At 62.7% G+C, this 26,526-nt stretch carries 25 protein-coding genes; 8 read left to right on the top strand and 17 right to left on the bottom strand.

All coding sequences use genetic code 11. The features are described 5' to 3' along the window. The first annotated feature begins 40 nt into the window (after positions 1–40). Positions 41–1,327, top strand: coding sequence for a voltage-gated chloride channel family protein (locus tag FYK34_RS06760; RefSeq protein WP_149295653.1), 1,287 nt, complete (start codon positions 41–43; stop codon positions 1,325–1,327). Here the strand turns inward: FYK34_RS06760 and FYK34_RS06765 are convergent. Continuing rightward, positions 1,324–2,103 carry a substrate-binding periplasmic protein gene (locus FYK34_RS06765; RefSeq protein WP_231137392.1) on the bottom strand — a complete coding sequence of 260 codons (780 nt, stop codon included), beginning with the start codon at positions 2,101–2,103 and terminating at the stop codon, positions 1,324–1,326. The two genes, FYK34_RS06760 and FYK34_RS06765, sit on opposite strands and share 4 nt — an antisense overlap. A 140-nt stretch (positions 2,104–2,243) precedes the next feature. Between FYK34_RS06765 and FYK34_RS06770 the strand changes: the two genes are divergently transcribed. Then, a complete protein-coding gene (locus FYK34_RS06770; RefSeq protein WP_149295654.1) occupies positions 2,244–3,251 on the top strand; it encodes a class 1 fructose-bisphosphatase in 1,008 nt (335 codons plus the stop codon). Between the two features lie 250 nt (positions 3,252–3,501). On the opposite strand, the gene FYK34_RS06775 is transcribed toward FYK34_RS06770, so the two are convergent. Continuing rightward, positions 3,502–4,365: an ABC transporter substrate-binding protein gene (locus FYK34_RS06775; RefSeq protein WP_149295655.1), complete on the bottom strand. Its 864-nt coding sequence runs from the start codon at positions 4,363–4,365 to the stop codon at positions 3,502–3,504. Positions 4,366–4,499: 134 nt separating this feature from the next. On the opposite strand from FYK34_RS06775, the gene map reads away from it, so the two are divergent. Then, entirely contained in the window at positions 4,500–5,297 is a 798-nt protein-coding gene (gene map, locus FYK34_RS06780) for a type I methionyl aminopeptidase (protein ID WP_149295656.1), read from the top strand. Between the two features lie 159 nt (positions 5,298–5,456). Further along, on the top strand, positions 5,457–6,314 hold the full coding sequence (locus FYK34_RS06785; RefSeq protein ID WP_149295657.1) for a flagellin N-terminal helical domain-containing protein: 858 nt from the start codon (positions 5,457–5,459) through the stop codon (positions 6,312–6,314). Between the two features lie 153 nt (positions 6,315–6,467). Here FYK34_RS06785 and FYK34_RS06790 read toward each other — a convergent pair whose 3' ends face one another. Next, positions 6,468–7,553 (bottom strand): IS5 family transposase, encoded by a 1,086-nt coding sequence (locus tag FYK34_RS06790; RefSeq protein WP_149294741.1) that lies wholly within the window; start codon positions 7,551–7,553, stop codon positions 6,468–6,470. Between the two features lie 235 nt (positions 7,554–7,788). On the opposite strand from FYK34_RS06790, the gene rnk reads away from it, so the two are divergent. Continuing rightward, positions 7,789–8,193: a nucleoside diphosphate kinase regulator gene (gene rnk, locus FYK34_RS06795; RefSeq protein WP_149295658.1), complete on the top strand. Its 405-nt coding sequence runs from the start codon at positions 7,789–7,791 to the stop codon at positions 8,191–8,193. Between the two features lie 13 nt (positions 8,194–8,206). Here the strand turns inward: rnk and FYK34_RS06800 are convergent, their stop codons facing one another. The 7 genes from FYK34_RS06800 to FYK34_RS06830 all read right to left on the bottom strand — a co-directional run bounded on the left by FYK34_RS06800 (position 8,207) and on the right by FYK34_RS06830 (position 16,856). Beyond that, a complete protein-coding gene (locus FYK34_RS06800; protein WP_149295659.1) occupies positions 8,207–9,310 on the bottom strand; it encodes an HD-GYP domain-containing protein in 1,104 nt (367 codons plus the stop codon). Further along, positions 9,307–12,399 (bottom strand): response regulator, encoded by a 3,093-nt coding sequence (locus FYK34_RS20690; protein ID WP_149295660.1) that lies wholly within the window; start codon positions 12,397–12,399, stop codon positions 9,307–9,309. Before FYK34_RS20690 ends, FYK34_RS06800 begins: the two co-directional genes overlap by 4 nt. 162 nt (positions 12,400–12,561) lie before the next feature. Beyond that, the gene (locus FYK34_RS06810) at positions 12,562–13,137 is read right to left on the bottom strand and encodes an HD domain-containing protein (RefSeq protein WP_149295661.1); all 576 of its coding nucleotides are present in this window, start codon (positions 13,135–13,137) and stop codon (positions 12,562–12,564) included. 54 nt (positions 13,138–13,191) lie between these two features. Beyond that, on the bottom strand, positions 13,192–13,800 hold the full coding sequence (locus FYK34_RS06815; RefSeq protein ID WP_149295662.1) for an alpha/beta hydrolase: 609 nt from the start codon (positions 13,798–13,800) through the stop codon (positions 13,192–13,194). Further along, the gene (locus tag FYK34_RS06820) at positions 13,800–14,108 is read right to left on the bottom strand and encodes a (2Fe-2S) ferredoxin domain-containing protein (protein WP_149295663.1); all 309 of its coding nucleotides are present in this window, start codon (positions 14,106–14,108) and stop codon (positions 13,800–13,802) included. Before FYK34_RS06820 ends, FYK34_RS06815 begins: the two co-directional genes overlap by 1 nt. 54 nt (positions 14,109–14,162) lie before the next feature. Continuing rightward, complete coding sequence (dnaB, locus tag FYK34_RS06825) at positions 14,163–15,572, bottom strand: replicative DNA helicase (protein WP_149295664.1); 1,410 nt, start codon at positions 15,570–15,572, stop codon at positions 14,163–14,165. 108 nt (positions 15,573–15,680) lie between these two features. Then, on the bottom strand, positions 15,681–16,856 hold the full coding sequence (locus FYK34_RS06830; RefSeq protein ID WP_149295665.1) for a BaiN/RdsA family NAD(P)/FAD-dependent oxidoreductase: 1,176 nt from the start codon (positions 16,854–16,856) through the stop codon (positions 15,681–15,683). Positions 16,857–16,966: 110 nt separating this feature from the next. Here FYK34_RS06830 and sodB point away from each other — a divergent pair, with 110 nt between their 5' ends. Continuing rightward, a complete protein-coding gene (sodB, locus tag FYK34_RS06835) occupies positions 16,967–17,545 on the top strand; it encodes a superoxide dismutase [Fe] (protein ID WP_149295666.1) in 579 nt (192 codons plus the stop codon). Between the two features lie 28 nt (positions 17,546–17,573). Here the strand turns inward: sodB and FYK34_RS06840 are convergent, their stop codons facing one another. From FYK34_RS06840 to FYK34_RS06870, 7 genes are all read right to left on the bottom strand, one after another. Then, positions 17,574–18,299, bottom strand: a complete 726-nt coding sequence (locus FYK34_RS06840) for a substrate-binding periplasmic protein (protein ID WP_149295667.1) — start codon at positions 18,297–18,299, stop codon at positions 17,574–17,576. A gap of 219 nt (positions 18,300–18,518) precedes the next feature. Continuing rightward, complete coding sequence (gene purF / locus FYK34_RS06845; RefSeq protein WP_149295668.1) at positions 18,519–20,051, bottom strand: amidophosphoribosyltransferase; 1,533 nt, start codon at positions 20,049–20,051, stop codon at positions 18,519–18,521. Between the two features lie 99 nt (positions 20,052–20,150). Continuing rightward, on the bottom strand, positions 20,151–20,666 hold the full coding sequence (locus FYK34_RS06850; RefSeq protein ID WP_149295669.1) for a CvpA family protein: 516 nt from the start codon (positions 20,664–20,666) through the stop codon (positions 20,151–20,153). A 5-nt stretch (positions 20,667–20,671) separates the two neighbouring features. Continuing rightward, a complete protein-coding gene (locus FYK34_RS06855; protein WP_149295670.1) occupies positions 20,672–21,400 on the bottom strand; it encodes an SPOR domain-containing protein in 729 nt (242 codons plus the stop codon). Positions 21,401–21,407: 7 nt separating this feature from the next. Continuing rightward, positions 21,408–22,676, bottom strand: a complete 1,269-nt coding sequence (gene folC, locus FYK34_RS06860) for a bifunctional tetrahydrofolate synthase/dihydrofolate synthase (RefSeq protein WP_149295671.1) — start codon at positions 22,674–22,676, stop codon at positions 21,408–21,410. After that, entirely contained in the window at positions 22,673–23,134 is a 462-nt protein-coding gene (locus FYK34_RS06865) for a protein YgfX (protein ID WP_149295672.1), read from the bottom strand. The genes folC and FYK34_RS06865 overlap by 4 nt, the downstream gene beginning before the upstream one ends. Before the next feature lie 6 nt (positions 23,135–23,140). Next, complete coding sequence (locus FYK34_RS06870) at positions 23,141–23,497, bottom strand: hypothetical protein (protein ID WP_149295673.1); 357 nt, start codon at positions 23,495–23,497, stop codon at positions 23,141–23,143. 132 nt (positions 23,498–23,629) lie between these two features. Here FYK34_RS06870 and FYK34_RS06875 point away from each other — a divergent pair, with 132 nt between their 5' ends. Next, a complete protein-coding gene (locus tag FYK34_RS06875; RefSeq protein ID WP_149295674.1) occupies positions 23,630–25,552 on the top strand; it encodes an ATP-binding cassette domain-containing protein in 1,923 nt (640 codons plus the stop codon). Between the two features lie 157 nt (positions 25,553–25,709). After that, the gene (locus tag FYK34_RS06880) at positions 25,710–26,525 is read left to right on the top strand and encodes a substrate-binding periplasmic protein (protein ID WP_149295675.1); all 816 of its coding nucleotides are present in this window, start codon (positions 25,710–25,712) and stop codon (positions 26,523–26,525) included. The last annotated feature ends 1 nt before the right edge of the window (position 26,526 follow it).

Consider the following 26,526-nt stretch of genomic DNA (forward strand, 5'->3'; position numbering starts at 1 on the left):
CCCGTCCAGGCGATCCGCCATTCGAACGCATTGGACGCTCATGAAATACCTCATTTTCCCGCAAAGACTTTCCGCCCTGCCCCATATCGGCAAATGGCTGCTGTTGTCCGCGCTTGTCGCCGCGCTGGCCGGCAGCGCCTCCGCCATCTTTCTGTTCTGGGTGGATTGGGCCACGCAGACCCGCCTGAGCCACGCCTGGCTGATTTGGCTGCTGCCGCTGGCAGGCTTCGCCGTCGGCATGGCCTATCACCTGCTGGGCCGGGAGGTGGAGGCCGGCAACAATCTGCTGATAGACGAAATCCACGATCCCAAGAAAACCATTCCCCTGCGCATGGCGCCGTTGGTGCTGATCGGCACCGTGGCCACCCATCTATGCGGCGGCTCCGCCGGGCGCGAGGGGACGGCGGTGCAGATGGGCGGCGCCCTGGCCGATCAGGTTCACAAATGGTTGCCGCTGAAGCCGGATGACAGACGGCTACTGCTGATGGCCGGCATCAGCGCCGGCTTCGCCTCAGTGTTCGGCACGCCGCTGGCCGGCGCCATCTTCGGATTGGAAGTGCTGGCCATGGGGCGCCTGCGCTACGACGCCATCCTCCCCTGCCTGGCGGCCGCCGCGCTGGGGGATCAAGTCAGCCTGTCATGGGGCGTGCAACACGCTCATTACCGCATCCCCTTCATCCCTTCGCCCACACTCTGGGGGCTGGCGGCAGCGGTGCTGGCCGGCGCGATGTTCGGACTGACGGGCAAGCTTTTTGCCGAGTCCGTGCATGCCGTGTCCGGCGGGCTCAAGCGCCTGATCGCGTTCCCACCGCTGCGGCCGCTGCTGGGCGGCGCCGTGGTCGCGCTCGCCGCCGCGTGGATTCACGCGGACGCCTACCTGGGCCTGGGCGTGCCGACGATCGTTTCCGCTTTCCAGCAGCCGCTGCCGGCTTACGACTTCGCCGGCAAGCTGGCCTTCACCGTGACCACCCTGGGATCCGGCTTCAAGGGCGGCGAGGTGACGCCGCTGTTTTACATCGGCGCGACCCTGGGCAATGCGCTGTCGCCCATTCTGCATCTGCCGTTTCCGCTATTGGCCGGCATGGGATTTGTCGCCGTGTTCGCCGGCGCGGCCAATACCCCACTGGCTTCAACGGTGATGGCGATGGAGCTGTTCGGTCCGGAAATCGGCGTTTACGCCGGATTGGCCTGCGTGGTCAGCTACTTGTGCTCCGGCCATTCCGGCATCTACCGGGCGCAGCGCGTGGGCGTCGCCAAGCGCCGCGGCGTGCCGGAAAACATCCGCCTGGCGGAGTGGCCGGCCTTGCGTGACGGACGCTCGGACTAGCGAATCGGTCCGGGCGGCAGGCCTATCATTTTCATCTCAAGCGGCGCCGCATCGCGCGGCAGCCACTTGTTGTAGATGCGCTTGAAGGTGCCGTCTTTCTTGATGGCGGAGAAGCCGTCTTGCCAGCGCCTCACCTCCTCCGCCGTCGTGCCGCGGGAAAATGCAAGATACAGCTCAAGCGACTCCAGCACGCGCACCACTTCCACCGCATCGGCAGGCTTATGAATGTCCTTGAGCACCGACGCGACGACGAAACCGCCCTCCACCCACATGTCGTAGCGGCCCAAGAGCAGCTTCTGGGCCGTGATTTGCGGCGTGGGCGCCAGATCCACCTCGACGAAGCCCGCGGCGGAGGCGGCGTCGGCGAAGATGCTGCCGCGATAGGCGCCTACGGGGCGCTGATAAATGCCCGCCCCCAGGGCCAGCAGCTTTTTGGCCTCCCCCTTGCGCGCCAGCAACACCGTCTGCGAAACCGCGATCGGCCCCAGCAGCGTCATCTGCCTCTCTCTGGCATCGCTGCGCCCCACCGTGAACAGCATCACATCGGGAAGGGTCAGCAACTCCTTGTAGCCGCGCGCCCACGGCACTACCTCGATGGAGCTGTTGTCGTGGATGCGCGCCTGGATTGCCCGCACCACCTCCACGGCCATGCCGTCGGCCACGCCATTGTGCTGAAAGGTGATTGGCGGCCAGTCTTCGGTGTAAATGGTCAAGGCGCTCGCCGGCGCTGCCAGCGTGAGGCCCCATAACAAAAGCGCGAACATTCCGCAGCGCATGGCATGCTCCTACGCAGAATTACTCTCTTCTTGATAGTCCTCGCCGCGCGCCCATGCAGGCATATCCGCTATAATCCCGCATTGTGAAGCCAATCCAACGGCATTATCATTCGCGCACCTATCCATTCCAAAGGAAAGTCATGAGCCGTATCACCCTCTCCCGATTCCTGATCGAACAGCAGCGCAAAGCGGGCACGCTGCCGCCCGAACTGCGTCTGCTGATCGAGACCGTCGGCCGCGCCTGCAAGGCCATCAGCTACTCGGTGAACAAAGGCGCATTGGCTGGCGTGCTGGGCGAGGCCGGCACCGGCAACATCCAGGGCGAGGCGCAGAAGAAGCTTGACGTCATCGCCAACGATTACCTGCTGGACGCCAATGAATGGGGCGGCAGCTTGGCTGCCATGGCCTCTGAGGAAATGGAGCTGCCCTATCACATTCCGGGCGAATACCCCAAGGGCGAATACCTGTTGCTGTTCGATCCGCTGGACGGCTCTTCCAATATCGACGTCAACATCTCCATCGGCACCATCTTCTCCATCCTGCGCTGCCCGGAAGGCGTGACGCAGCCGACCGAGCATGACTTCATGCAGCCCGGCACGCATCAAGTGGCCGCCGGCTATACCGTGTATGGCCCGCAAACCCTGCTGGTGCTGACCTTCGGCAGCGGCGTGCACGGCTTCACGCTGGACCGCGAGCAAGGCTCTTTCGTGCTGACTCATCCGGACATGCGCGTGCCGGAGCAAACCAGCGAGTTCGCCATCAATATGTCCAATATGCGGCACTGGGAGGCGCCGGTGCGCCGCTATGTCGAGGAGCTGCTGGCAGGCAAGACCGGCCCGCGCGCGCGCGACTTCAATATGCGCTGGGTGGCTTCCATGGTGGCCGAAGTGCACCGCATCCTGACTCGCGGCGGCATCTTCATGTATCCCAAGGATGCGCGCGACCCATCCAAGGCCGGCAAGCTGCGCCTGATGTACGAAGGCAACCCGATGGCCTTTGTGGTGGAACAAGCCGGCGGCGCGGCCACCAACGGCCATCAACGCATCATGGACATCCAGCCGACCAAGCTGCATGAGCGCGTGGCCGTTTTCCTTGGCTCCAAGCAGGAAGTGGAGCGCGTCACGCGCTACCACCAAGAATCGGTCTGATCGGACCCGCAGGAAAATACCAGCCCGCCGCATAGCGGGCTTTTTTCTGCCCGTCCCAAGCGCCATTGACGTTTGGCTAGGCGGCGTTTGCGCTACGCCAAACCCGCAAGGCCGGGCGCCTTTCGCGCCGCCCCTTCGCTGCTTCGCGCTGGCAGAAAATGAAATGCGGCGCGCGAAACGCCTTGATTCGTCTCAATACGCATCCCGGCGCGGCCGCTCAGCAAACGTCAGCAGCCCCTAAGCGCGGACATCAAGGCGCGCGCGTCGATGGCGTAAACCACAACCGGCGATCCGACAAGGGCGTGTCGGGCGGCAAGGCCGGGTTAAGCAGCTCGATCACACGCCGGCGCGGAAGATTGCCCCGCTCGATGCTGGCGCGGTTGTATTTCCAGAAAATGGCGTCAAAACTGCCGTCGTTCAGCATTTTCTCCAACCCGGCCTTGAGACGGCTGGCCAGCCGCGGCTCGGCCGGGCTGACGAAAAAATAGAACGGGTAGATCGCATGCAGCAGCAAATCCTGCTCCACGGCGATGCCCTGCTTGGCCAGTTGAAACGTTTGGTACTCCGTGAATATCTCGTTGACGCCGCGAGAATAGAAATCAAACCGTCCCGCCGTCAGCATTGCGAATAGCTTTTCATAAGGATCAATCCAGATGGTCAGCCCGGCATGGCGGCAGATCGGAATATCCCCCCAGCCCGGTCCCATGCCGAAAGTGAAATGCCTCAGATCGTCCAGTGTCTTTACCTGGGAAAAGCGCGCCTGATCGCCCGCGCGGATCAGGCCGATGCGATAGCCCAGCAAACCCTTGCTCAAGGGGATGCGGATCGGAATCAGCGCATGCTCGCGCTCCACTGACGTCGCGCTCCACACCACATTGACGCGCTTGCCCGATACCGCCTCCGCCAGATAGCGGGGTTCATTCATTTCGGCTTCCGGATGGCTCATCGCATAAGGGCCGTACTCCGGAATGGTTTTGTCCAGCGCGGTGCGCAGCAACTCTATGTATTGCTGATAGCGAGGCGCATCGCTGATGTAACGCACCGCCATGACGTTGCCGGCACCGGCAAGGCGCGGGACCAACATCAGCCACAGCATAAGCATCCATGCGCGCATCTTCACTCTCCCAGGCGGACCTTCCCGCACCAGTATAGAAAGCGCCGACGCCTGGCGGCGCGCTTGGCGTGTCCGTCGAGGCCACATTTTGCTAGAATTACGTCTCATTAGCCGATGAAAACAGCAAGCCACCAATGAGCATTCAAATCAAAGACGCGGCCGACATCGAGAAGATGCGCGTCGCAGGCAAACTCGCCTCGGAAGTCCTCGACTTCATTACCCCGCATATCAAGCCCGGCATCACCACCGAAGCCATAGACAAGCTGTGCCATGACTACATGGTCAACGTGCAGGGCACCATCCCCGCCCCGCTGAACTATGCGCCGGGCGGTCACAATCCCTATCCCAAGTCCATCTGCACTTCCGTCAACCACGTGATCTGCCACGGCATTCCCAACGACAAGGCGTTGAAGAATGGCGACATCGTCAACCTTGACATCACCGTGATCAAGGATGGCTACCACGGCGATACCAGCCGCATGTTCTACGTCGGCGACGTCAGCCCGCACGCCAAGCGCCTATGCAAGATCACGTACGAGGCCATGTGGAAGGGCATAGAGAAGGTCAAACCGGGCGCCACGCTGGGCGACATCGGCTACGCCATTCAGCAGCATGCCGAAAGCGCCGGCTACAGCGTGGTGCAGGAGTTCTGCGGCCATGGCATCGGCAAGAAATTCCATGAGGAGCCGCAGATCCTGCATTACGGCCGCCCCGGCACCGGCTTGGAAATCCAGCCCGGCATGATTTTCACCATCGAGCCGATGATCAACCAGGGCAAGCGCCACCTGCGCATCCTGGCTGACGGCTGGACCGTGGTCACCAAAGACCGCAGCCTGTCCGCGCAATGGGAACATACCGTGCTGGTGACGGACAGCGGCTATGAGATCTTGACTCAATCCGCAGGCACGCCGGAAAAGCCCAGCTTCAAGTAAGCCTTGCGCCCCGCCCGCCGGCGCGGGGCGACGCCCCACTCCGGCTAAATTGTTGCTAATCATTGCATACCTTAAATTGATATTGCCGGTGCAAGCGATTGTTTCTAAACTAAGTAGGCGGTATTGCCCTGACGGCAGTCCGTTTGCGGGAGAGAGAACATGGCACTGACCGTCAACACCAATGTGGCCTCCTTGGCTGGCCAGTATCAGCTGGACAAGACCCAGCAGGCCACCAAGCAAACGCTAGCCAAGCTGGCATCCGGCAAGGCAGTGAACAGCGCGGCCGACAATGCCGCCAACTTGGCCATCGCCCAGCAGTTGCAGGCGCAGATCAACGGCAACAATCAGGCCATCAACAACACCAACGACGGCGTGTCTCTCCTGCAAACCGCGGACTCCGCCGTCAGCCAGTTGCAAAGCAACAACCAACAGATTCAGGATCTGGCCATCCAGGCCGGCAATGGCGCCTTGAGCGCCAGCAATCGCCAGGCATTGCAACAGCAGGTCGATCAGCTGACCCAGGCCAACTCCCAGATTATCCAAAGCACCCAGTTCAACGGCACGCCGTTGCTGACCGGAGGCAACGGCACCACGTTCCAGGTGGGGCCAAATGGCACGAGCTCCAATCAGATCACGGTTCCCGGGGTTGATTTGTCGGCCGCTCCGGGCTCCGGCGGACTCAATGCTTACAACGCCAATTTGGCGGCAACCAAGACCATAGACATCACCACCCAGGCCAATGCGCTATCTGCGCAACAAAACCTGCAAAGCGATCAAAACACGCTCTCCTCGTATCGCACGACCCTGGGGGCGGCAAATAACAGCTTCGAGGCAGTCGTCAACAATCTGCAAAGCTCCAATCTGGCCACCCAGGCCGCAAACAGCCGCATCAGCGATACGGACTATGCCGCCGCCACCGCCAAACTGGCTGCGCAACAGATACTGGGCCGCGCCGGCACGTCGGTGCTGGGTCAAGCCAACATCGCGCCGCAGGCCGCTCTTTCTTTGCTGGGCTAGCAGGCCGTTGAAAAACACGTCGATCTTGCCCCAACCCATTTCCATATGAACAAAAATGGGCGGTTTCAGCGGGCAGAATGCCAATAAATCCGCTCTCTGCCTGGGTTTTCAGGCTGTTTGCCGGTTATCCGGCGATTTTGGGCGCAATACGCCCTATACATGCGATCCGCCCCAACAGCCGGACAGGCTGCCCATGCGGATCAGGTTATAGGTCGCAAACGCTAAAAAAGTTTGCCCGGCCAGTTTGGCCCGGCCGATCAGTTTGGTTTTGCGAAGGCCTCCGACGGTTTTCAGCCAGCCGAAGCATTCCTCGATCCGTTTGCGTCGCCGCTGGCTGATCGCGTAACCCTCATGGCGCGTGGTGCGGCTGTCGATGGCGCTGCCGACACGCTTGCGCGCCACGTGCGGCGTGATGCCCAAGTCTCTGCAGCCGTTCACGAAAGCCGGCGTGTCATAGCCCTTGTCCGCGCCGACGGTGCTGCCTTTCTTGGCATTGCGCAGCAACAGGTTCAGCGCTTCGATGTTTTCGGCGTGGCCATTGACCTCGGACACCGAGACGTCCACCACCAGACCGTTGCGGTTCTCGGTCAGGATATGGGCCATATGGCACAAGCGGCTGGCGTCGCCGGCGCTCTTGCGGGCCAGTCGCGCTTCCGGATCGGTTCGCGATTGATGCGTCTGGTTGCTTCGCTTCTCACCCCGGAAATCGACGTCCGGGTTGCGCCCTGCGGGTGGGGAGGTGTCGTCATCCTTGTGAACAAAGCTTTTGTGCGAAGCCCAGGCATCGATCAGCGTGCCGTCGACGCTGAAATGTTCGTCGCTGGTGAGCTTGCCCCACTCGGCCAGGCTGCGTACGCGAATGAAGAAGGCGCGGGCGACGTCTTCGGTAAACAAGCGGTCGCGATTTTGCGAGAAGGTCGAGTGATCCCATACGCGGGCATCGGCGGAAAGGCCGACGAACCAGCGAAACAGCAGGTTGTAGTCCAGTTGCTCGACCAGCAGCCGCTCGGAGCGGATGGTGTAGAGCACTTGCAGCAGGGAGGCGCGCAGCAGATGTTCAGGCGGAATCGAAGGCCGCCCGACGCGGGAATATAAGCCGTCGAATACCTCATTCATCGAGCCGAGCACCAGGTCGACCATCTGGCGGATCTTGCGCAGCGGGTGATTGGCCGGGATGCGATCTTCCAGCTGGATGTAGCTGAACAGGCTCGTCTGACTGTCGTTGCGGACGCCTCTCATCGGGTGCTTTCGCGGTTCGTTGGATGTTGATGATTATACCAAATGAATGGCTGTTGGTTTTTCAACGGCCTGCTAGTGTGATTATTTCAAAAGTTCCTTTTATTTTGAAATAAATAAAAGGAATTCACTCTTTTAAAGACGCAAAGCTTCAATTAACATCGAGCAATGAATCCAGTACGGATTTATCCAAATGGGCACCCGAGCGGTGCCCTTTGTTCATCTGCCGGGAGCTCATATGTCGATTCCACCCCCTATCATCGTTTCCTCGCTGGATTACGAGCGCCTCTTCCGATTGCTGTCCACCTGCGAATACGGTCACCCCGTAGCGCCAGGCCTGGAAGCGGAGCTGGAACGGGCCGATATATTCGAGCCGCCCGCGATGCCGCCCGATGTGGTCACGATGAATAGCACGGCGCGGGTGCAATTGGAGGGCGAGGAACCGAAACTGCTGACCTTGGTATACCCACGCGACGCCGATGGCGCTCAGAACCGCATTTCGGTGTTGGCGCCGATTGGCGCGGCCTTGCTGGGTCTGTCTGCCGGGCAGCGCATAGAATGGCCGACCCCAGCGGGCATGGCCACGCTCAAAGTGCTTGAGGTCACTCGGCAGCCGGAAGCCTGCGGCGATCTCCATCGCTGACACCCGTGCCAGTCTAATCGGCGTCAGCGTATAGCAGGGCGATCTGCTGGAACTGATCGGCGATTTGCAGGAAAGCGTTGACGACATCCGGATCAAAATGCCGGCCACTGCCCTCCTTTATCATGGCCAGCGCCTGCTCGTGAGGAAAGGGGGGCTTGTAAACCCGTCTTGAGATCAGGGCGTCATAGACGTCCGCCACAGCCATCAACCTGGCCGACAAGGGAATCTGCTCGCCCTTGTATCCCTCGGGATAGCCGCTGCCATCCCACTTTTCCTGATGCGAATGCGCAATTTCACGCGCCAAACGCAGGAAATTGCTAGGACCGTCCAGCAGGCGCTCCGCGCTGGCTATGGCGTCGCGCCCCATCACGGTGTGGGTTTTCATGATTTCAAACTCATCCGGCGTCAACGGTCCCGGCTTCAGCAAGATATGATCTGGAATCCCCACCTTGCCGATGTCGTGCAGCGGCGCAGACTTATAGAGCAGTTCGACCGTTTCGTCGTCCAGCTCGGCTCGGTAGCGAGGGTGGTTGCGCAACTCCACCGCCAATGCGCGCACATAATTTTGCGTACGCCGCAGATGGTTGCCGGTTTCGTGGTCGCGTGTTTCCGCCAACGCCGCCATCATCATGATGGTAACGTCTTGGATTACTTGCACCTCTCGGGTGCGTCTTTCCACCTCTGCCTGCAGAAATGCCGCCTTGTCTCGCAAGAAGTCCGCAGCGGCCTTGAGCCGCATGTGTGTTTGCAGCCGGGCCAGCACAATAGGAGGCGAAATGGGCTTGACGATGTAGTCCGCCGCGCCGGCGTCGAACCCAGCCTGCTCCTCCTCGCCCTCTCCGCGTCCGGTCAAGAAGATGACGGGAATGTCCGTTGTCCGCGCATCGGCCTTCAGCCGTCTACAGACTTCATAGCCACCCATGCCCGGCAGCATCACATCCAGCAGCACCAGATCCGGGGGCGCTTCGCCCATGGCGAGCTGCAGCGCCCTTTCGCCGCTATTGGCAACCAATACTCGGTAACTGTCCTTGAGCAGGCCGTACATCTGGGTCAGGCACTCTGGCGCATCGTCCACTATCAGTATGGCGCGCATGGACTCTTTCATGGCATTGCTCATGGCGCGGGCTCAGACAAGCTCATGCCGGCCGCCCTGGCTGCCGCGCGCAATTGCTCCAGCGCCGCGACAAAGTCGAAACCATTCAGACTGCGCTCAAACAGCTGACGGTCACTTTCTGGAAAGGCGTACAGGATCGCCTGCGCGTGCTCTAGAAAATAACTCAGCGCCTCGCCATCTCCTGCCTGCAACAAGGCGGCCAGCCGACTGAACAATATTTGCGCATCCTGCCCCTGCGGCGCCGCTGCCGTTTGGCGCTGCGCGCTTGCCAGCGCCTGCCGCAGGCTTGCCATCGCCCTTTCCAGGCTCTCGGCCAGGCGGGCGCGCCACGGATCGCAGTCTTCCTCGTGCTTGAGCGCTTTCTCCAGCCTGGCGGCATCGCTTTGCAACTCCACCAGTCCTATGCTGCCGGCAGCGCCTTTCAAGGTATGGGCGATGCGCTCTGCGGTTTGAGGATCGTCCTCCGCCAGCGCCAGGCCAATCCTATGCGGCGCGTCCGCCTCCTCCTCCACGAACTGCCACAGCATGTGCAAATACAGTTCCCGATTTCCTGCCACGCGCCGCAGCCCTCCCGCTTGATCCAGGCCGGGAACCGGCGGCAAGGGCAAGCCGGATGCGGCCAGCTCCACCGGCCGCGCCGCCACCGCAACGGGCAGCCAGCGCAGCAGCGTAGAAAAAAGAATATGCGGGTCAATCGGCTTGGCCACATGATCGACCATGCCCGCCGCCAGGCAGTTCTCGCGCTCATCGGCTAGCGCATCCGCCGTCATCGCGATGATGGGCAGCGAGGCGAACTCAGCTTGCGCTCGAATCCGCCTTGTGGCTTCAATGCCATCCATAATGGGCATTTGCACATCCATCAACACGGCGTCGAAGCCTTTGGGTCCATAGGCCGCCAGCTTGTCCAGCACCGCCTGGCCGCTTCCCGCCACGGTAATGGTGGCGCCCGTACCCTCCAACAGCTCAACGGCGATCTGCTGATTGATCCGATTGTCTTCGGCAAGCAGCAGATGCATGCCGCGCAGATCCGGCTGCAACTCGAACTGCGGCGCGGCATGGCCGCCGCTGCGGCCAAAACCGAACGCTTCCAGTAAGGCGTCATACAAGGTGGATTGGCTGACCGGCTTGATCAGGAAACCATCGCAGCCTGCGCTTTTGGCCTGCCCGCGCACCTCGTCGCGGCCAAATGCCGTCACCAGGATCACGCGCAGCCTGCGGCTGATCTGGCGCATCCGCCGGATGGTTTCCATACCGTCCATCTCGGGCATCATCCAGTCCACCAGCGCGATGTCAAATGGATGGTCCAGACAGTGCTGGCGCACCAGCGAAACCGCTTCGCTGCCGCTGGCGCACTCCACGACTTCGAAGTCCAGCATTCGCAGCTGCTCAGACAACACCCCCAGCGCAGCGGAATTGTCGTCCACCGCCAGCACGCGCAGGCCGCGCAACTCATTGGGCAAGGCCGGCCGATTGCGGGACGCAGCAGCCTCATCCACGCCCAGCCAGCAATGGAAGATGAACGCGCTGCCCCAGCCTGGCGCCGACTCCACTCTGACCTCGCCCCCCATCAGCTCCACCAGGCGCTTGACGATGGCGAGCCCCAGCCCGGTGCCGCCGAAGCGCCGCGTAGTGGATCCATCCGCCTGGCTAAAGGCCTGGAACAGCCGCGCCACCTGCTCTTCCGTCATGCCCATACCGGTATCGTGCACGCAGAACCGCAGCTGGATCTTGTTGCCTATGCGGGAGGCCACGCCGATGAGGATGGCCACCTGCCCTTTCTCGGTGAACTTGATGGCGTTGTTAGCCAGATTGGTCAGCACCTGCCCCAGGCGCAAGGCGTCGCCGATCAGCGCTTGCGGCACCTCCCGGTCGGTTTCGAACAGCAATTCCAGCCCTTTGTCCGCGGCTTTCTGCGCCACCAGGGCCGACACATTATCCAACATGTCGTCCAGCCAGAATGGCCGCGATTCCAACTCCAGCCGGCCGGCCTCCACTTTAGAGAAGTCCAGGATGTCATTGATGATGCCAAGCAGCGAGGTGCCGGCATTGTGGATCTTGCAGACATAATCGCGTTGCTGGTCGCTCAAATCTGTGCGCAAGGCCAAGTAGGACATGCCGATGATGGCGTTCATCGGCGTGCGGATTTCATGGCTCATATTGGCCAGAAACATCGATTTGGCCTGGGTGGCCTCCTCCGCCTCCCGCTTGGCTGATTGCAATTCGGCGGTGCTAGCCGCCAATTGGGCATAGAGCCGCCCATTTTCCAACAACAGCACCAGCAGGATGAAGCTGGCGGCCAGCAGGCCGTACGCGCGACCGACGTAGAAGCCCAGGTCGAATCGACCGGCATTGAATACCGCGGACAGGCCAACGTCGCATAACCAGGCCAGCATGACAACCGTCAGCCACAAGTCCAACAAGGACTGCGGCCGGCGCAGCAGCATGGCGGTCAGCGCTAGGGCGCTCATGCCCCATACGCAGGACACCACGGTCCACAGCAACGGCGTGTAATGGTTGCCGCGCATGATGGGCGGCAGATAGTCGTGCCCCGTGATGCACAGCCAGACGATGCCCGCCGCCGCCAGGCAGACTTGGGCCAGCCCTTTTGCGATCAAGCGTCCGCTGTCATCCCCATCAAGCAGCGGACGAGGCGCCCGCCTGGCGTAGACGATGACGAGCGCCGGGAAGCCCGCATGCCAGAACATATAAAGCCAGGCCGTGGTTTGCGGGCCGCCGCTCAGCACGCCATGTTCGGCGAACAGGCCTGGAAAACTCAAGGCGTGGAACGCGGCCATCAGCGCGGTGAACAGATAGCCCATCGCCAGCCAGCGCAAGCCCGGATGCCGCAGGATGGCGAACTGGCCAAACAATAACACCGCCGTCGCCAGATCATTGATCGCCAGCGCGGACTGATACGCCGGAATGAAGGCCCATACCTTGACCAGCTGAACCTGCGCAAACGGCAAGGCCGCAAAGAACACCAATAGCGACGCCGCGCCCACAGCATAGGCCAGCCGTCTCTGACTTGGCGTCGGCGGCAAGGTGGAGAGGAATTCCAGGCTGGGGGGCGAAGCCGAATGTGCCTGTTGCATATGCGCAGATCTCCGCGTATTGGCATGCCTCTTGCACGGAGACTATCTGGGAGGCATGGGGATGCTTATGTATAGAGCATCATGCTGCGGCCTGCAGGCCGGGCCGGGAGCCGCGCAGAAAAAAGGCGCCTCACGGCGCCCTTGATATGAGCTGGCGGCGGATCAGGCCAGCCAGCCTTGCGTCTTGGCATCGAGCAAGCGGCCCTCAAGGTAGTCCCACAAAGCGGGACAGCCCTGGCGGATGGGCGGACCGATGCGGTCCAGCACCTGCTGATGGCGGATGCCGTTCTCGCGCCAGCTCTGGCCATTGTTGGCCAGATTCAGCAGCACCGGCATCGCGCGGTCAGCCGCATGGGCGAAGCGCGCCTCCGCCGTGTCTCCGGCTTCGAATTCATTCCATAGCGCCAGGAAACGCTGGCCTTGCTCTGCCGGCAGCAGGCCGAAAATGCGGGTGACGCAGGCCAATTCCTGCGCCTTGCGCTCTTCCCAGCCGTCTTCGGCGTAAACGATGGTGTCACCGGTTTCGATCTCGCCTATGTCGTGCACCAGCAGCATCATCACCACCCGGTTGATGTCCACCGGTTCCACCGCGTATGGCTGCAAGGAGACGGCCAGCATGGCGATCTGCCAGCTGTGCTCGGCTGAGTTTTCATAACGTTCGCTGTTCAGCACCCGAGTCTTGCGGGTGACCTGCTTGAGCTGGTCGATTTCCAGCACGAAATCAATGATGTTTTGCATTTTGTTGTCTTTCTGTGGGTGCAAAAAAAGCAGACCTCGGTCTGCTTGAAATCCTCACCAGCAGCGCTGGATCATCTGCGCCAGCTGCACCAGCCGGCCATGGAAGAAGTGGCCCGCGCCGGGGAGCACCAGCACCGGCAGGCTTTGCGGCCGCGCCCAGTCCATCACATGGGACAAGGGAATCACCTCGTCTTCCTCGCCATGAATCACCAGCGTGTCGGCAGGCACATCGGGCGTCGGAATGGGGTACTTGCCCACCGCCACACCCATCAGCAGCAGCTTGTCGGCCTCGATGCGGGCGCGAGTGCGCGCGGCGACGAAGCCGCCGAAGGAGAATCCCCCCAGCGCCAATGGCAGGCCTGGATGCTGCGACTTAGCGTACTCGGCCACGGCGATGACGTCGTCGACCTCGCCCTGGCCGTAATCGTGCTGGCCTTCGCTTTCGCCCACTCCGCGCAGATTCGGGCAGTAGCAGGCATAGCCCAGCTGCGACAGGGCCTTGGCCGCGGTCTGCACCACCTTGTTGGTATGCGTGCCGCCCTGCAGCGGATTGGGGTGGCAGATCACGGCCACGCCGCGCGCCTCCCCCTGCGCCGTCACGTAAATGGTTTCGAGCATGCCCACCGGACCAGCGATGCCGACCTTGTTCATGGCCTTCAACATCAGATTTTCAGCCTTTCCACCACGCGGCCGTTGACCATGTGCTCGCTGACGATTTCGTCGATATCCTCCTGGTCGACGAAGGTGTACCAGGTCTCCTGCGGATACACCACCATCACCGGACCCGCGTCGCAGCGGCCCAGGCAGCCGGCCTTGTTGACGCGGATCTTGCCGTCTCCGGCCAGGCCCAGCGCCTTGACCTTGTCCTTCATATAGCCCAGCAGTTCGCTGGAGCCGTGGTTGTTGCAGCAGCTCTCGCCTTCGGCGCGCTGGTTGCAGCAGATGAATACGTGCTTGTCGAAGAAGCTCATGTTTCTCTCAATGAATACGCTTTTGGCTTGGAACGACGGGCCGTCCCACGGTCATTAATTATCGCTGTCCGCCCAGCCGCTGATGCCCAGGGTGGCCGCGTTGTCGAACTTGGCGTATTTGCCGACGAAAGCCAGCCGCACCGCGCCGGTGGGACCGTTACGATGCTTGCCGATGATGGCCTCGGCCATGCCCTTCACGTCCTGGTTTTCCGGGTTGTAGTACTCTTCGCGGTACATGAAGATGATCAAGTCCGCGTCCTGCTCGATGGCGCCCGACTCCCGCAGGTCCGACATCATCGGCCGCTTGTTGGGGCGCTGCTCCACCGCGCGCGACAGCTGAGACAGCGCGATCACCGGCACCTGCAGCTCCTTGGCCAGTCCCTTCAGGCCGCGCGAGATTTCGCCCAGTTCCGCGGTGCGGTTGTCGCCGCGGCCAGACCCGGACATCAGCTGCAGGTAGTCGATCACGATCAAACCCAGTTTGCCGCCATGCTGCCGCGCCAGCCGGCGCGCGCGCGCGCGCACTTCCAGCGCGGTCAGCGCCGGCGTTTCGTCGATGTACATCGGCGCCTCGGACAGCTTGCCGATGGCGTAAGTCAGCTTCTGCCAGTCCTCGTCGCCCAGCTTGCCGGTACGCAGCGTGTGCTGGTCCAACCGGCCCACCGAACCCAGCATCCGCATCACCAGCTGCGCGCCGCCCATTTCCATCGAAAACACCGCTACTGGCAGATGGGTTTCCACCGCCACATGCTCGGCGATGTTCATCGAGAAGGCCGTTTTACCCATGGACGGACGGCCAGCGACGATGATCAGGTCGCCCGGCTGCAGGCCGGAAGTCTTGGCATCCAGGTCGATGAAGCCGGTGGGAACCCCTGTCACCTCGTCCGGGTTATCGCGGCTATACAGCATGTCGATGCGCTCCACCACTTCCTTCAACAGGCCCGGCATTTCCAGGAAGCCCTGCTTGGACTTGGCGGTGGATTCCGCGATCTGGAACACGCGGCCCTCGGCCTCGTCCAGCAATTGCGCGGCATCGCGCCCCATGGGCGAGTAGGCGGCATCGGCGATCTCAGTGCCCACCTGCGCCAATTGACGCATGATGGAGCGCTCGCGCACGATTTCCGCATAACGGCGGATATTAGCCGCCGATGGCGTGTTCTGCGCCAAGGTGGCCAGATAGGCCAGGCCGCCGATCTCGGCCAGCTCGGCATTCTTGTCCAGCGCCTCGGCCACCGTCACCACGTCAGCCGGGCGGGCCATTTCCACCAGCTTGGCGATATGCTTGTATACCAGACGGTGGTCATGACGGTAGAAGTCGGCCTCGGACACGACGTCGGCGATCTTGTCCCAGGCGCTGTTGTCCAGCAGCAGGCCGCCCAACACGGATTGTTCGGCTTCCACGGAGTGCGGCGGCGTGCGGATGGCCGCCATCTCGCTGTCGAAATGTTCGTACTGTTCTGTCATGTAGACCCGGAAGGCGCGCGCGGAACGGCGCGCGTAAGGCAAAACGCAATTCTAGCGCGAAACGTCAAAGCGCTCACCAATCATTCAAGCCGGAGCGCGCGGCATGCATCAGCAATTCATCCCGGCGACGAAGCCGGACGACCACGCCCATTGGAAGTTGTAGCCGCCCAACCAGCCGGTGACGTCCACCACCTCGCCGATGAAAAACAGGCCCGGCACCGCGTTGGCCATCAAAGACTTGGATGACAGCGCCTGGGTGGCGACGCCGCCCAAAGTGACTTCGGCTTTCTTGTAGCCCTGGGTGCCGTTGGGCTTCACGCACCAGCGGTGCAGCTGCTCCGCCAACTGACGGCGCTGCCTGGGCCCCAGGTCCTTCAAACGCTTATTCATGCCGATGCGATCCAGCCAGGCGTCGGCGAAGCGGCGCGACCAACCCAATTCGGACAGCGCGTTGGCCAGCAGCTGCTCGCTGTCCGACCTCGCCTCCAACCAGCTTTCCGCGTCGCCGTCCGGCATCAAATCCAGCAGCAGCTCCATGCCCGGTTGCCAATAGGACGACACCTGCAGAATCGCCGGCCCGGACACGCCCTTGTGTGTGAACAGGACATTCTCGCGGAACTTGCCTTTGCCGGCCTTGGCCTCCACTTCCACCGACACGCCAGCCAGCGGCGTAAAGATTTCCGCATCCTCGACGTGGAAAGTCAGTGGCACCAGCGCCGGCGACAGCGGCGTGACCGACAGGCCAAATTGCTCCGCCAACTGGTAGCCAAGCGGCGTGGCGCCGATCTGCGGAATGGACAGCCCGCCGCTGGCGACGACCAGCGATTGGCTGGAGAAGCGGCCGCGGCTGGTTTCCACGCCAAAGCCGCCATCGTCGCCGCGCGTCACGGCCAGGATGGCGGTTTCCATGCGGCGGTCCACGCCGCCTTTGCGGCACTCCTCGTCCAGCATGGCGATGATGCGCTCGCTGCCTTCGTCGCAGAACAGCTGGCCCAACTTTTTCTCGTGGTAGCCGATGCCGTGCCGCTCTACCATGGAGATGAAATCCTGCGGCGTATATTGGGCCAGCGCGGAGCGGCAAAAATGAGGATTGGCCGACAGATAACAGTCGAAGCGCGCGTGGATATTGGTGAAGTTGCAGCGGCCGCCGCCGGAAATGCGGATTTTCTCCGCCAGCTTGGCGGCATGGTCCAGCAACAGCACGCTGCGGCCGCGCTGGCCGGCGGTGGCGGCGCACATCAAACCGGCCGCGCCGGCGCCGATGACGATCACATCAAATTGCAAAAGTTTATTCCTATCATTTTAGTCAACTATTGGCCATCCCGACCGTATTCCAGTAAACTGCGCGCAAAGCATCCGCTTATGCGGCTTACTTTCTCAACAAGGAGAGCATAATGGAACACAAACTGCCTGAACTGCCGTACGCGCTGGACGCCCTGGCCCCGCACATCTCCAAGGAAACCCTGGAGTTCCACTACGGCAAGCACCATCAGACCTACATCACGAACCTGAACAACCTGATCAAGGGTACCGAGTTCGAGAACGCCTCCCTGGAAGAGATCGTCAAGAAGTCTTCCGGCGGCATTTTCAACAACGCCGCTCAGGTTTGGAACCACACCTTCTACTGGTTCGGCCTGGCCCCGAACGCTGGCGGCGAGCCGACCGGCGCGCTGGCCGACGCCATCAACGCCAAGTGGGGCTCTTTCGAAGAGTTCAAGAAGGCCTTCACCCAGACCGCCGTCGGCACCTTCGGCTCTGGCTGGGCCTGGCTGGTGAAGAACAGCGACGGCAGCCTGGACCTGGTATCCACCAGCAACGCCGCCACCCCGCTGACCACCGACAAGAAGCCGCTCCTGACCTGTGACGTGTGGGAACACGCGTATTATATCGACTACCGCAACAGCCGCCCGAACTATATGGATAGCTTCTGGAAGCTGGTGAACTGGGACTTCGTGGCCAAGAACTTCGCCTGATTCCCGCTTCGCGCCGAGTCAAAGGGGCCTATGGCCCCTTTTTTGCGTCTTGCGGCGGCGCATCCGGCGCCGTGGCCGCGATGATGCGCTGATAGCTGCCATCCTGCTTCATCGCCTGCAATACCGCATCAAAGCGATCGCGCAAGCCGGCCAGCTGCGGCTTGCGCGAAAAGGCGATATAGCTCGGAATTTCCTCCAGCGGAGGCTGTAGTTCGCGGATGCGCCCTTCCGCGCGGCGACGGCGCGCGATGTCCCAGGCGCCGTAACGGTTGCTGACCAGGATGTCGAAACGCCGCGCCAGCAGTTTGTCCATATTCTGCTCCCCGCTGGCGGCCACGTCGGCGATGCGAATTGAGCCCGCCTTGACCGCGGCGTCAAAAACCGCCCCATAGCTGACCGCCCGCACCACGCCGAAACGCAAACCGGCCAAGGCTCGCAGATCGCCGTCGAACGGGATGGCCGAGTCCTTCAGCGCGAACAGCGACACAGTCTGCGGCATCAATACTTGGTGGGAGTAGTCCAACAGCGCCTCGCGCTCCGGCGTCTTGTATACGGTAAAGATAGCGTCTGCCTGCCCGCCCTCGACCATGGCCAAGGAGCGGCCCCATGGATAAACCGTGACATGAATCGGCCTGCCCAGTCGATGAAAAGCCTCGCGCACGACATTGACCACGAACCCCTTTACCTCCACGCCATCCAGGTATTCGTAAGGCGGATACTGCAAGGTGACCAATTCCAGCGGCGGTTCGGCCATGGCCGGCCCCGCGCACAACGCGCCCCATGCGGCGGCCACGCTGAAGGCGGGCCAAGCCAGTCGACGAAACAAGGATTTTGAACAGGCGCTGCGCACTAGGCCACTCCTGAAAAGAAACGGGCCCGCTCCGGACAGGAGGGGCCCGCTTTACGTCCGGGCGCCAGGCGGGCATCCACTCCACGGTATAGCCCAGATGAGGCTCCGCGGCGTGGCGCTGGCTTACATCAGGTTCTGCTCCGCCACATTCAGGTTCAAATCAATCATCTGTTCGCTGCCGTCCTTGTCTTTGCCCTTCAGGTCCAGACGCGCGCATTCTATGGCGTCCAGATAGGCCGTGGTGATGTCGCCAGTGATGTACTCGCCGTCGAAGCAGGAACTTTCGAACAGTTTCAACTCTCGATTGACGCTGCTGACCGCGTCTTTCAGCGCATCCAGATCCTGATAGATCACCTCGTCCGCGCCGATCTCGCGCGCGATCTCCCGTTCGTCGCGGCCGGTGGCCAGCAGCTCGGCGCGGGTGGGCATGTCGATGCCGTAGACGTTGGGAAAGCGCACGGCCGGCGCGGCGGAGGCGAAATACACTTTCTTGGCGCCGGAGTCGCGCGCCATCTGCACGATCTCCTTGGAGGTGGTGCCGCGCACGATGGAATCATCTACCAAAAGCACATTGCGGCCGGCAAACTCCAGCGGCACCGGGTTCAGCTTCTGGCGCACCGACTTCCGGCGCACCGCCTGCCCCGGCATGATGAAGGTGCGGCCGATGTAACGGTTCTTGATGAAGCCCTCGCGGTACGGCAGGCCCAGCGCATTGGCCAGCTGCAGCGCGCTCTGCCGGCTGGAGTCCGGAATGGGAATCACCACGTCGATGTCCAGCCCCGGCAGGTCGCGGCGGATCTTCTCGGCCAGCATCTCGCCCATGTTCAGGCGGGATTGATAAACCGACACGCCGTCTATCACCGAGTCCGGGCGGGCGAAATACACATACTCGAACAGGCACGGCGCCAGTCGGGTGTTTTCGGCGCACACCTGGCTGTGCATGTCGCCATCGAAGCTGACATAGACGCACTCTCCGGGCAGCACGTCGCGCAGCAGCGTGAAGCCGGAACAGTCCAGCGCCACCGATTCGGACGCGAACATGTATTCGGTCTTGCCGTCTGACTCGGTGCAGCCCATCACCAGCGGCCGGATGCCGTTAGGATCGCGGAAAGCCACCAGGCCGTAGCCGGCGATCATTGCCACCACCGCGTAAGCGCCCTTGACTCGGCGATGCACGGCGGACACGGCGCCGAACACCGCATCCACGGTCAATTCCGCCCCCTGCACGCGCTGCGCCAGCTCATGCGCGAACACATTGAGCAGCACCTCGGAGTCCGAGTTGGTGTTGATGTGCCTCAGATCGTGCCGGTACATCTCCGCCTTCAGCTCCTCGGTATTGGTCAGATTGCCGTTATGCGCCAGCACCAGGCCAAACGGCGAATTGACGTAGAACGGCTGCGCCTCGGCCAGGCAGGAGGCCGAGCCGGCCGTCGGGTAGCGCACATGCGCGATGCCGGCATTGCCCAGCAGCGAACGCATATTGCGGGTGCGGAACACGTCGCGCACCATGCCGCTGCCCTTGTGCATGTGAAAGGTCTTGCCATTGGCGGTGACGATGCCGGCCGCATCCTGTCCGCGGTGTTGCAGCACCTGCAAGCCGTCGTACAGCAGCTGATTGACCGGAGATTGACCGACCACGCCTAGAATTCCACACATCTTGAATGCCCTCTATCCCTGCTTGCTGAAAAAGGAAATGCCCAAAAGAAAGAGGCGGAATCTTGAAGTGAAAATATCAAGAGATTCCGCCTCTATCGCCTAACTGTCCGGCGCCTGGCCGGGTGAGTCGTAGTGTAGGTTGTTCGCCATCATGGGCGGCAACCATGGCCTCAGTGACAAAGCCAAAGATTCAAATGGAGCGGCCAACACCGCGTTCCTCCACATCGGTTTCTGGGGCAGGCTGCTCAAGCCGCCCAACAGCACCATGACCGTGACTAGCACCACGCCGCGCGCCAGGCCGAACATGCCGCCCAACAGGCGATTGATCGCGCCCAGCCCTATGCTGTCCACCAGTCCGGTCAGCATCACGCGCAGCAAGGCTGTGCCCAGCCAGATCAGGAAAAAGACCAATACGAAGCTCGCCACCATGCGCACGCCCTCGCCCGGCAGGCTGGCGGGCAAAAAGCCCTCCACCAGGGGAGAAAACTGCTTGGCGCACCAAAAGGCGATCAGCCAGGCGCCCAGGGAGAGCACTTCCACGATCAGGCCGCGCACCAAGGCCATCAGCACCGAACCGGCGACGATGGCAATGACGATATAGTCGAAGGCGGTCATGGCGGCTACTTATTGATGATGATGCCGTTGATGCCGGCGCGCGCCAGCTTATGCAGCGCCGCCTGGGCCTCGGCCTGGCTGGCAAACGGTCCCACCCGCACCCGCGTCACTTCGCCCTTGCTGGTTTCCACCTTGGAGAAGTGGGCCGTCACGCCGATGGACGCGAGCTTGCCGCGCATGGCCTCCACTTTGGCCGGATCGGACAACGCGGCCAGCTGAATGATGGACTTGCCGCGGGCCTCGCTCTTGGCCGGATGGCTTTCGGAGTCGAAGCGGCCTTCCAGAATGGCGGCCGGATCGGGCTGCTTGCGCGGCTTGCTTTCCGGCTTGGGCGCCTCCGGCGTGTGCTTGGGCTCGGACTTGGGTATGGGCTTAGGCTCGGGCTTGCTGCTTGCGGCCGGCTTCTCTTGCGTCTTTTCCGCTGGCCGCGACGCCTCGTGGGCGGCGGGCGCAGGCGCGGTGATGGACGACAGATTGGCCGGCAGCTCGGTCGCCGAACCGGCGGGCGGCATCGCTTCCGCAACGACGGGGGAAGCGGCTTTCTTGGCCGAGGCTGGCGCGGAGGCGCCGCCCATGATCTCGATGGATTCGGGTCGCATCTGCTGCTCCGGCAGATGATCCACCACTTTCCACAATACGGCGGTGGCGACGGAAACCAGCACCACCGCGCCCACCAGGCGACGGCGGGCGCGCTTTCTCAACAGGATCAGTTCATCGTGGCTGGACAGTGCCATGCATTCCTCAAACCGGGTGACGCCGGGCCGCTTCCACTTCCGCTACCGTGTGGAATGACCCGAAAACGACGATTCTATCATTGTCGCCGGCCTGCGATAAGGCGGCCGACCAGGCTTGCGCCACGCTATCATACGATTCGACGTGGGAGACGCCCGCCTGTTTCAGCGCCGCGGCTATCGCAGCGCCACTTTGGCCGCGCGGCATGTCCAGCCCGGCCACCAGCCACCGGTCAAACTCTCCCTTGGCCAGCTCGATCACGGCGGCCATGTCTTTGTCCGCCAGCATGGAGAACACGGCATAGCGCGTTTCCGCGTACGGCAGCTGTTTCAGCGCCGCCGTCATCGCCTTGACCGCGTGCGGATTATGGCCCACGTCCAGCACCACGGCCGGCCGGCCCGGCAGCACCTGGAAGCGGCCCGGCCACTCCACCTCCACCAGCCCTTGCTTGACCGCGCCGATGCCGACCGGCAGCTTGTCCTTGATCGCTTCCAGCGCGGCCAGCGCGCCGCAGGCGTTGACCATCTGGTAGCCGCCGCGCAGCGCCGGAATCGGCAAGGCATGGCGAGCATGATCGCCATGGCGGAAGGACCACTGGTTGTCCATGCGCGTGAAGCCGAAATCGCGGCCGTACAACCGGAGGTCCGCGCCGATGGCCGCGGCGTGCTCCAGCAGCCGCTTGGGCGGCTCCGCATCGACGCAGATCGCCGGTTTGCCCGCGCGGTAGATGCCGGCCTTCTCGAAACCGATGTCCTCGCGGTTGTCGCCCAGAATCGCCTGGTGGTCCAAGTCCACGCTGACCACGACGGACACGTCCGGCTCGAAGATATTGACCGCGTCCAGCCGGCCGCCCAGACCCACCTCCAGGATGATCACATCCACTTTCTCGGCGACAAAGCTATGCACCGCGGCCAGGGTGCCGAATTCGAAGTATGTGAGCGTGGTGTCGCCGCGCGCCGCGTCTATCGCCTCGAAGCTCTGGATGATGCGCTCGTCGGCGGCGGGCTTGAGATCAATGGCGATGCGCTCGTTGTAACGCAGGATGTGCGGCGAAGTGTAGGCGCCCACCTTGTAGCCGGCGGCGCGCAGCATGCTGGACAGCATGGCGCAGGTGGAGCCCTTGCCATTGGTGCCAGCCACCATGATCACCGGGCAGGCCGGCTTGAGATTCATCGCGTCGCGCACGCGCGCAACGCGCGCCAAGCCCATGTCTATCGCGGAGAGGTGCAGGGTTTCCTGCCAGCGCAGCCAATCGTCCAGGGTCTTTTTCGTAGTCATGGATGGGTTTCCGTTTGATCGCTAGGCTGGGGCGGCTCAAACCACAGCAGATACACTCTGAGCCGACGCCGCGGCTCGGCGTCCGCGGAGTCAGGCCACAGCATCACGCTGCGCCGGCGCCCGGCCACGCGCACATTCAATACCGTCAGCACGGGGGTGATGAAACAGTCGTCCAGCACCACGGCCTCTTCGCGCGAGGCCGCGCGGCACAGAAACAATCGCCCGCGCGGATCGACCTCCAGCCAGGCGGGGAAATCGCCGCGCAGCCAGCCGCCGCCTCGCAGGGCCAGCCATGCCAGCGCCGCGGCGAGCGGCAGGCTCAGCGCGTAGCGCGACGGCAAATACAGCAAAAGCAGCAGACTGTAAGCCGCCAAGGCGCCCAGCACCAGCGCCAGCCAGCAACGGGAGGGCCGCAGCGGCACGGCGAACGGCTGCAGCAGCGGCTTGTCCCGTCGCATCGAGGATTACAGCTCGCCTGCCGGGCTATTGGTGATGTCGCTGTCCACGCTGTCCAGCACCATGGAGTGGATTTCCACGTCGAACCACTCCCAAAACGCCTTCAGCGACAGGTCTTGCGGCCAGCGGCTATCGTCCTCGTCCCAGGAGGCCAGCTCCATCTTGAACAGTTGCTCGTAGATTTCATCAATGTGGGCCACGCCCTCTTCCGGCTCCACGAACTCCGGCAGCAGCACGGCGGTGCAGTCGCTGCGCAGACTATCCAACGTCAGATCCACCATGTCGGTGTCGGGCAGTTGGTTCAGCCAATCCAGGAACGGTTGTTTCGGCTTGATCACGGCGACTGCGCGGTCGACAAAGTACATGGCGGGGCCTTTCGGGCAAATGTTGATTCGGCGCGCATTGTAGCAGCCCCAGCGCCGGCAGGCGACCCGTCCGCCACCAGGGGCATCGTGTTAAACTGGCGGTTATTTTTCCTATCGCAAGACACACAGAACATGGCTCTGATTACCGTCGAGAAGGCATGCCTCGCCTTCGGACACCACGCGCTGCTGGACAATGTAGATTTCGCCCTGGAACCGGGCGAGGCAGTCGGCCTGATCGGCCGCAACGGCGCGGGCAAATCGTCGCTGCTCAAAGGCATCGCCGGAGCGGTGCAGCTGGACGACGGCCGCATCAACATCAAGGGCGACGTCAAAGTCGCCTACGTGCCGCAGGAGCCGGAATTCGATCCCGAGCACAGCGTGTTCGAAGCCGTGGCCGAAGGCCTGGGCGACCTGAAGGCCCTGCTCACCGACTACCACAAGGTCACCCAGCAGCTGACTCAGGCCGACGCCGACCACGAGCAGGCGCTCGCCCGCATGGAAACCATCCAGCACGAGCTGGAAGCGCGCGGCGGCTGGCAGTTCGACGCGCTGATTTCGTCCACGCTGAGCCACCTGGGCCTGAACCCGGACGCGCGCATCTCCGACCTGTCCGGCGGCTGGAAAAAGCGGGTGGCGCTGGCGCGCGCGCTGGCGTCCAAGCCGGATGTGCTGCTCCTGGACGAGCCGACCAACCACTTGGACGTGTCCGCCATCGAATGGCTGGAAGGCCTGATCAAGAGTTTCTCCGGCAGCGTATTGCTGATCACCCACGACCGCCGCTTCCTCGACAACGTCGCCACCCGCATCATCGAACTGGACCGCGGCATTCTGCGCAGCTATCCGGGCAGCTTCTCCGCCTACCAGACGCGCAAGGCGGAAGAGTTGGCGATTGAAGAGGAGCAGAACCGCGTGTTCGACAAGTTCCACGCCCAGGAAGAAGCGTGGATACGCAAGGGCGTGGAGGCGCGCCGCACCCGCAACGAAGGCCGCGTGCGCCGGCTGGAGGCCATCCGCCGCGAACGCTCCTCGCGCCGCGAGCGCGTGGGCCAGGTGAACTTCCAGCTGGACGCCGGCGAACGCTCCGGCAAGCTGGTGGCGGAGCTGGAGCACGTCAGCAAGGGCTTTGGCGACAAGCAACTGATCCGCGATTTCACCAGCCGCATCCTGCGCGGCGACAAGATCGGCCTGATCGGGCCCAACGGCGCCGGCAAGACCACGCTGCTGAAGCTGATCCTGGGCGAGCTGGAACCCGATGCCGGCACGGTCAAGCAAGGCACCAAGCTGGAAATCGCCTACTTCGACCAATTCCGCGAGCAACTGGACGAGGAAACCAGCGTCGCCGACATCATCAGCCAGGGCAATGACTTCGTCGAAATCGGCGGCGTGAAGAAGCATGTGATGAGCTATCTGGAGGACTTCCTGTTCTCGCCGCAACGCGCCCGCAGCCCGGTGCGCTCGCTGTCCGGCGGCGAGCGCAACCGCCTGCTGCTGGCCCGCCTGTTCACCCGCCCGGCCAATGTGCTGGTGCTGGACGAGCCGACCAACGATCTGGACATTGACACCCTGGAATTGCTGGAAGACGTGATCGCTCAGTACAGCGGCACCGTGTTCTTGGTCAGCCACGACCGCGCCTTCCTCGACAATGTAGTAACCCAGGTCATCGCCTTCGAGGGCGCGGGCAAGCTGGAGGAATACCCTGGCGGCTACCAGGACTGGCTGGACGCCAAAAAACGCATGGCCGAATACGCCCCGGCGGAAAAAGCCAAACCGGCCGCCCCGGCTGCGGAAGCGCCGCGCCAGGACAAGCCCAAGGCCGCGCGCAACAAGCTGTCCTACAACGAAACCCGCGAACTGGCGGCGCTGCCGGACCAGATCAGCGCGCTGGAGGCCGAGCAGGCCGAGCTGAACCAGCGTCTGCTGGACCCCAACTGCTATCGCGACACGCCCAAGGAAGCCATCGCCTGGCAGCAGCGCGTGGAGGCCATCGACGAACTGCTGTTGGACAAGCTGGCGCGCTGGGAAGAACTGGAAGCCGCTCAGCAACGGTTGCGCTAAGCCTTGGCGGGCCGGGACGCGGCGCCCGGCCCGCAATACGCCTTTGCTCGCTGCCCTGCATGGGCTAAACCGGTAGAAAGGCTTACCGCAAGGCGCGGTTCCAGTGACGCGCCGCGCAAGCCTGTCCAAACAAGACTCCAGCTAAGGGCTCAAGAACATGACGCTCGCTTGCGCCAAAACCTGCCGCAAGCGCAGTGCGCAGTGGTGGCGAAAACTCAGCCAAGTCGCGGCAATCGCGCTGATTTTCGAATCGACTCAAGCCGCGCCGTTGCGTGCCTGCGCCTCCGAGATCGACATCCCGCCCTTTGTTTTCACCGCATCTTCCGGTTTTGCCGGCGGCTCGCAGGACACCGGCCTGGCCATCAATGTGTTGCAGCGCGCGCTGCGCCGCGCCGGGCAGGAACCCGCCATCGTGGAGCGCCTGCCTTGGCGTCGCTGCCAGGAGAGCGTGGCTTACGGTCAGCGCGATGTGGCCATCAATGTGCCGGGGCAGGAGCTGGACCCCAAGCGATTTCTGCCTACGGAAGCCTATGCCCAGGTGCATCACCTATATTTTTACTCGGCGAAGCGCCACCCCAAAGGTCCGCCGCTCAAATCTCTGGCCGACCTCCAGCACTACATGGTATGCGGACTGTTGGGCAGCCATTTGGACGCCTTCGGCTTGGCGCCGGACCACCAGGACACCGGCTCCAAGAACGAGCGCAGCGCCATACTGAAAGTGGCGGAAGGCCGTTGCGATATTTTCATCGAAATCAAGGAAGTGGTGGAAAGCCTGTCCGCGCACGATGCCGCGCTGCGCGACTTGTTCAACCTGCCCTCCGTCCGCCGGGCCGACCTGCCCGGCGAAACGCCGACGGGTTTGCATTTCGAATTCAGCCGCCAGCTGTCCAACGGCCCCAGCCTGCAACGCTCGTTCAACGCCACCATCCGCGAACTGATCCGCAATAATGAGATGCGCCGCATGACGCCTTGAG

It is taken from the genome of Chromobacterium paludis, assembly GCF_008275125.1.
In the GTDB taxonomy this organism is placed as follows: Bacteria; Pseudomonadota; Gammaproteobacteria; order Burkholderiales; family Chromobacteriaceae; genus Chromobacterium; species Chromobacterium paludis.

Bases quoted from the DNA above. Each gene is read 5' to 3' on its own strand.
- FYK34_RS06760 (WP_149295653.1), top strand. From the start codon at position 41: ATGAAATACCTCATTTTCCCGCAAAGACTTTCCGCCCTGCCCCATATC.
- FYK34_RS06765 (WP_231137392.1), bottom strand. From the start codon at position 2,103: ATGCGCTGCGGAATGTTCGCGCTTTTGTTATGGGGCCTCACGCTGGCA.
- FYK34_RS06770 (WP_149295654.1), top strand. From the start codon at position 2,244: ATGAGCCGTATCACCCTCTCCCGATTCCTGATCGAACAGCAGCGCAAA.
- FYK34_RS06775 (WP_149295655.1), bottom strand. From the start codon at position 4,365: ATGCGCGCATGGATGCTTATGCTGTGGCTGATGTTGGTCCCGCGCCTT.
- map (WP_149295656.1), top strand. From the start codon at position 4,500: ATGAGCATTCAAATCAAAGACGCGGCCGACATCGAGAAGATGCGCGTC.
- FYK34_RS06785 (WP_149295657.1), top strand. From the start codon at position 5,457: ATGGCACTGACCGTCAACACCAATGTGGCCTCCTTGGCTGGCCAGTAT.
- FYK34_RS06790 (WP_149294741.1), bottom strand. From the start codon at position 7,553: ATGAGAGGCGTCCGCAACGACAGTCAGACGAGCCTGTTCAGCTACATC.
- rnk (WP_149295658.1), top strand. From the start codon at position 7,789: ATGTCGATTCCACCCCCTATCATCGTTTCCTCGCTGGATTACGAGCGC.
- FYK34_RS06800 (WP_149295659.1), bottom strand. From the start codon at position 9,310: ATGAGCAATGCCATGAAAGAGTCCATGCGCGCCATACTGATAGTGGAC.
- FYK34_RS20690 (WP_149295660.1), bottom strand. From the start codon at position 12,399: ATGCAACAGGCACATTCGGCTTCGCCCCCCAGCCTGGAATTCCTCTCC.
- FYK34_RS06810 (WP_149295661.1), bottom strand. From the start codon at position 13,137: ATGCAAAACATCATTGATTTCGTGCTGGAAATCGACCAGCTCAAGCAG.
- FYK34_RS06815 (WP_149295662.1), bottom strand. From the start codon at position 13,800: ATGTTGAAGGCCATGAACAAGGTCGGCATCGCTGGTCCGGTGGGCATG.
- FYK34_RS06820 (WP_149295663.1), bottom strand. From the start codon at position 14,108: ATGAGCTTCTTCGACAAGCACGTATTCATCTGCTGCAACCAGCGCGCC.
- dnaB (WP_149295664.1), bottom strand. From the start codon at position 15,572: ATGACAGAACAGTACGAACATTTCGACAGCGAGATGGCGGCCATCCGC.
- sodB (WP_149295666.1), top strand. From the start codon at position 16,967: ATGGAACACAAACTGCCTGAACTGCCGTACGCGCTGGACGCCCTGGCC.
- FYK34_RS06840 (WP_149295667.1), bottom strand. From the start codon at position 18,299: ATGGCCGAACCGCCGCTGGAATTGGTCACCTTGCAGTATCCGCCTTAC.
- purF (WP_149295668.1), bottom strand. From the start codon at position 20,051: ATGTGTGGAATTCTAGGCGTGGTCGGTCAATCTCCGGTCAATCAGCTG.
- FYK34_RS06850 (WP_149295669.1), bottom strand. From the start codon at position 20,666: ATGACCGCCTTCGACTATATCGTCATTGCCATCGTCGCCGGTTCGGTG.
- FYK34_RS06855 (WP_149295670.1), bottom strand. From the start codon at position 21,400: ATGGCACTGTCCAGCCACGATGAACTGATCCTGTTGAGAAAGCGCGCC.
- folC (WP_149295671.1), bottom strand. From the start codon at position 22,676: ATGACTACGAAAAAGACCCTGGACGATTGGCTGCGCTGGCAGGAAACC.
- FYK34_RS06865 (WP_149295672.1), bottom strand. From the start codon at position 23,134: ATGCGACGGGACAAGCCGCTGCTGCAGCCGTTCGCCGTGCCGCTGCGG.
- FYK34_RS06870 (WP_149295673.1), bottom strand. From the start codon at position 23,497: ATGTACTTTGTCGACCGCGCAGTCGCCGTGATCAAGCCGAAACAACCG.
- FYK34_RS06875 (WP_149295674.1), top strand. From the start codon at position 23,630: ATGGCTCTGATTACCGTCGAGAAGGCATGCCTCGCCTTCGGACACCAC.
- FYK34_RS06880 (WP_149295675.1), top strand. From the start codon at position 25,710: ATGACGCTCGCTTGCGCCAAAACCTGCCGCAAGCGCAGTGCGCAGTGG.